Source organism: Methylophaga sp. UBA5088, from assembly GCF_002414625.1.
GTDB classification, from domain to species: Bacteria; Pseudomonadota; Gammaproteobacteria; order Nitrosococcales; family Methylophagaceae; genus Methylophaga; species Methylophaga marina.
In genome coordinates, this window is sequence record NZ_DIAC01000018.1 from 17,271 (window position 1) to 18,110 (window position 840).

Sequence of the window (840 nt, forward strand, 5' to 3'; positions counted from 1 at the left end):
GATACTGTTTCTTTCGAAAACATGAACGGACATATCGCTAATACAAAATTCGTTCAAGCTGACGGTGAACATGAATATATTCCAGAAGGCGCCACTGGCTGGACTTCACAAATGGGTGAAAACTTCACCACACCAGAATTAACAAAAGAAGGTGTTTACTTATATAAATGTGACCCTCACTGGGGTGCAGGCATGGGTGGTGTCATCATTGTCGGCGAACCAACAAACTTAGAAGCTATCAAAGCAACTAAACCAAAAGGCGCTCTGAAACGTCTAGTGAAAAAAGCTGAAAAAGCTGTCAAATAAGATCGACTAAAATCGTTCTGAAATGAGAAGCCCGCCTAATTCTAGGCGGGCTTTTTTGATCATTTACTTCCAGTACTATGATAATATTTATGAGTTTTGTAGTTAACCGTGTCATCAAACAATAATAATTGGTGCGGTTAATAAAGAATTTAAAGATTTTCAGATAGCTGGGAGGACTCCGTCGATGAGTCACAATGTCGATACAGGCAAAAGGCGTTTTCTGACTGCAGCTGCCAGTGTTGTTGGTGGCGCTGGTGCAGTTGCCGTTGCCGTACCATTTGTTTCGTCCATGTTACCTAGTGCTAAGGCTCAGGCCGCCGGTGCACCCGTTGAAGTGGATATTAGTAAGTTAGAAAAAGGGCAGTTATTGACCGTTGAGTGGCAAGGAAAGCCTGTCTGGATTTTCAGACGTAGTGAAGAAACTATCCAAACGCTTGTTTCTCTGGATGAGAAACTCGTCGACCCTCATAGTGAAATGGCTAGTCAACAACCCTCTTATTGCCAAAACGAAGCACGCTCTATTCGAGATGAATT

2 protein-coding genes are annotated in these 840 nt (G+C 42.7%); both read left to right on the top strand.

Annotation, left to right across the window (positions count from 1 at the left end):
- Window positions 1-306: plastocyanin/azurin family copper-binding protein (locus B4K20_RS02400; protein ID WP_289281752.1), on the top strand; the 306-nt coding region annotated here is incomplete at its 5' end.
- A 184-nt stretch (window positions 307-490) separates the two neighbouring features.
- Window positions 491-840 (top strand): ubiquinol-cytochrome c reductase iron-sulfur subunit (gene petA / locus B4K20_RS02405; protein ID WP_289281753.1); only part of this gene is annotated, 350 nt, incomplete at its 3' end.